The organism is Actinomadura sp. HBU206391, assembly GCF_014323665.1.
GTDB lineage: Bacteria > Actinomycetota > Actinomycetes > Streptosporangiales > Streptosporangiaceae > Actinomadura_C.
Genome location: NZ_JABVEB010000418.1, coordinates 1 through 3,513, shown reverse-complemented (window position 1 = coordinate 3,513; position 3,513 = coordinate 1). Strand labels below are relative to the sequence as shown.

The window sequence follows — 3,513 nt, the reverse complement described above, 5'->3', positions numbered from 1 at the left end:
GGTACTCGGGCGAATCGACCCGGGCGGCTTCGCCGGAGGTCAGATGACTCTCGATACCGGCGCGGCGGCCGCGGCCGTGGGTGAACTCGCCGGCGAGTTCGGCCTCGACGTCATCGCGATGGCCGAGGGGATCTGCGACGTCGCCAACTCCAAGATGGCCCAGGCGATCCGGACGATCACGGTCTCGCGTGGCATCGAGCCACGCGAGTCGAGCCTGGTCGCGTTCGGCGGCGCGGGCCCGATGCACGCCGTGTTCCTGGCCCAGGAACTCGGCATCGCGGAAACGATCGTGCCTCGCTTTCCCGGCGCGTTCTCCGCGTGGGGAATGCTCCAGACCCGGATCCGCAAGGACTTCACCGAACCGTACTTCTACCTGGACGCCGACCTCGACGGCGAGGACATGTCGGCGGTGCTGAGCGGTCTGGAGAAGCACGGCCTGGCGACCCTGGCCGATGAGGGCGTGCAACCTGAGCACCGGACCGCCGCGCACGCGGTCGACATCCGCTATGCCGCGCAGGAGTACACCCTGACGGTCCCGCTGACGGACGCGGAAGAGCCGTCGACGCCGGACTTCCTGTCAGTGATCGCCGAGCGGTTCGCGCAGATGCACAAGAGCAGGTACGGGCACGCCAACCTCGGCGCCCCGATCGAGTTCGTCACGCTGCGCAGCACCGCGTTCGGCAATCTCGGCCGGCCGGAGCCGCAGAAATGGCCGCGGGCCGACTCCCCGGAGTTCCCGCACGAGGTGCGGCAGGTCGTGTTCGGTGGCGCGGAACGCGACACGGTGGTCGTCCGGCGCGACGACCTGTTCACCGGTCACCGTTTCGACGGTCCCGCCGTCATCGTCGAGGACACCGCCACCACCGTGGTGCCGCCCGGGTACGAGATGTCGGTCGACGAGATCGGATCTTTGATCATTCGTATGAAGGAGCAGGCATGACAACCGCGGTCGGGATAGATCCGGTCACCGTCGAGATCATCCGCAACGCGCTGAACTCGGCCGCCGACGACATGAACGCCACCCTCATCCGGTCGGCGTACACCCCGATCATCTACGAGTGCGGCGACTGTGTCGTCGCGCTGCTCGACGCGGAGCACCAGGTGCTGGGCCAGTCAGCCGGTCTGCCGATCTTCCTGGGAAACCTCGAGACCTGTACCAAGGCGACCGAGGAGATGTTCGGTCGCGAGGTGTGGCAGCCGGGGGACGTCTGGATCCTGAACGACAGTTATCTCGGTGGTACGCACCTGAACGACGTGACGATCTTCGGCCCGGTCTTCGTGGGCGACACGCTCGTCGGCTTCACCGCGTCCCGCGCGCACTGGATCGATGTCGGTTCGAAGGACCCGGGCGGCTCCATGGACTCGGTGACGATCTTCCAGGAGGGTCTGCGGCTCGGCCCGCAGAAGCTCGTGGCGGGGGGCACCGACCAGCGGTCGATCATGGACACCATCACCACCAACGTGCGCTTTCCGTACCCGACGACCGGCGACATGCACGCGATGATCGCCTGCATCACGATGGGTGAGAAGCGTCTTCAGGAGCTGGTCGAGCGGTTCGGGCTGGAGACGCTCCAACTGGCGCGTGACGAGATCTTCCGCCAGACCGAGGTCCTGGAGAGGCAGACGATCGGGGAGATACCCGACGGCGTCTACGCGGCTGAGGGCGTGCTGGACAACGACGGCATCGATCTCGACACCACGGTGCCCATCCGGCTGAAGATCACCGTCGACGGTGACGACATCGACTTCGACGTGACGGAGTCGGCCGACCAGACGGTCGGTCCGGTGAACTGCGGTGTCTCGCAGGCCGTGTCGGCGCTGCGGGTGGGCTACAAACTGCTGGTGAGCCCCGATCTGCCGGGCAACGGCGGGTCGTTCCGCACGATGACCACTCAGGTCCGCGAGGGCTCGGTGCTCGGTGCACGCTCACCGGCTGCGTGCCAGTGGTACTTCTCGCACCTGGGCCTGCTCATCGACATGGTGGCGCGCGCTCTGGCTCCGGCGATGCCCGACCGGGTGGCCGGTGCCAGCCACGGCGACTCGATGATCGTGCTCACCTCGGGCACGGACCCGCGCTTCGACCGCGAGTTCGTGAGCCTCGAGGCCACGGTCGGCGGCTGGGGAGGGTGGCAGGGATCCGACGGTGAGAGCGCGTTGATCAACAATGTCAACGGTTCGCTGAAGGACATCCCGATCGAGGTGTTCGAGACCCGCTACCCGTGGCGCATCAACGAGTACAGCATTCGGCCCGACTCCGGGGGCTCGGGCAGGTGGCGCGGCGGAAACGGCGTCGTCCGCGAGTACGAGGCGCAGTGCGACTGTTCCCTGTCGCTCTGGTTCGAGCGCTCGCGGCAGCCGGCCTGGGGCCTGTTCGGAGGCGAGGACGCCACCGGACCCGAGGTGATCATCAACCCCGGGCGACCGGACGAACGGCGAATGTTGAAGGTCAACGGCACCAGGCTGAAGAAGGGCGATGTGGTGCGGTGCGCCACCGGCGGCGGTGGCGGATACGGCGACCCGGTCGAACGCGGCGTGGCGAACGTGCGGGCCGACGTACTGGACGGCAACATCACGAAGGAAGCGGCGCTGACCCGCTACGGCATCGGCGACGAGTAGTCACTGCGAGCGCTCGGCCCCAGGTGCCCGCCACAGGGTGCCGAGCGCGTAGCAGAGCACATGCAGGGCGAGGCGCCGGCCTGGATCGTCGAAGACCAGGCCGAGCTCCTTCGCCCGGGCCACCCGCGAGAGCACCGTGTTGCGGTGCACGCCGAGCCGCGCCGAGGCCTGGCTCAGCGAGCCGCCGCAGTCGAGAACGGCCAGGACCGTCTCGACCAGCGCCGAGCGGTCGCGTGCCGCCATCAGGTCGGAGAGGCAGAAGTCCGCCACCTGCGCGATCTTGCCGACCGGCAACCAGGCCAGCGCCGCCTGGGCACCCACCTGATCGAACCAGGTCACCGATCCGGCGCCGCCCTCGCGGGCGACGTAGGCGGCCAGGCGCGCCTCGACGACCGATCGCATCAGGCCCGGGATACCGGCATGCGCACCCCCCACGCCCAGCACGAGCGCATGCGTCCGCGCGGTCGGCGTCATCGCGGTGATGCCGCGCCGCATCGCCGTGCCGTTGTCGACATCGGCCGAGTTCTGCCACGAGATCCAGCCGTCGTCGTCGGCGACGATGGGCCAATCAGGAAGGTGCCGCTGCCAGGTCGCCCGCAGCAACTGCGTGAACTCGGGCGGGGGCTCGCTGCCCGGGTCCTGTACCGGCGCGATCCAAACCGCCCTGTTGACCCCCTCGACCCGCCAACCGAGCTCACTGCTCCACGACGCGCTCTCGGCTTCGTCGTACTGAACCGGCATGGCCCGGTCGGTGGCCGGTTCGCCGCCCGACCGCCGCAACAGCTGGAACGCCGCTCGCTCCTGCGCGACCTGTGTCGAGGTGTCCATGCGGGCCTGCGCCCAGGCGGCGAGCAATGGCAGCCGCGCAAGCCGCAGCAGCGTGCCGACGTGGCCGCC

3 protein-coding genes are annotated in these 3,513 nt (G+C 68.8%); 2 read left to right on the top strand and 1 reads right to left on the bottom strand.

Going from position 1 to position 3,513, the window contains the following annotated elements:
- Positions 1-940: hydantoinase/oxoprolinase family protein (locus HKK72_RS37570; protein WP_315987642.1), on the top strand; the 940-nt coding region annotated here is incomplete at its 5' end.
- Complete coding sequence (locus HKK72_RS37565) at positions 937-2,616, top strand: hydantoinase B/oxoprolinase family protein (RefSeq protein WP_187239151.1); 1,680 nt, start codon at positions 937-939, stop codon at positions 2,614-2,616. The genes HKK72_RS37570 and HKK72_RS37565, both read left to right, overlap by 4 nt.
- On the opposite strand, the gene HKK72_RS37560 is transcribed toward HKK72_RS37565, so the two are convergent.
- Positions 2,617-3,513: PucR family transcriptional regulator (locus HKK72_RS37560; protein WP_187239150.1), on the bottom strand; the 897-nt coding region annotated here is incomplete at its 5' end. It lies immediately after the preceding gene.